At 28.4% G+C, this 268-nt stretch carries 1 protein-coding gene; it reads left to right on the top strand.

The window, feature by feature from the left end; all coding sequences use genetic code 11:
* Nucleotides 1–268 (top strand): hypothetical protein (locus UNSWCS_RS12175; RefSeq protein WP_035144215.1); only part of this gene is annotated, 268 nt, incomplete at both ends.

Below are 268 nucleotides of genomic sequence, written 5' to 3'. Positions count from 1 at the left end.
ATATAATCCAACTGTTGAAGAGAAGCCAGTTTTAAAAGACTATATAATAAAATTTAAGCATATTTCCAAAGAAGATGTTGTATCCGCCTTATCTTTATTTAATGAAAATATAAAATACACTGTTTATAGTGATAGGGTATTGCTTCTTACTACTGAAAGCCAGTATAAGATTATTGATAATCTTATTAATGGGCTTGATACTAGCTATCAATTACGACAGCTTAGCTTTACTATTATTAGCACAGATAACACAAAGCTTAAAGAGATT

The organism is Campylobacter concisus UNSWCS (genome assembly GCF_000466685.1).
GTDB lineage: Bacteria > Campylobacterota > Campylobacteria > Campylobacterales > Campylobacteraceae > Campylobacter_A > Campylobacter_A concisus_A.
This window is presented reverse-complemented; position numbering and strand designations above follow the sequence as displayed.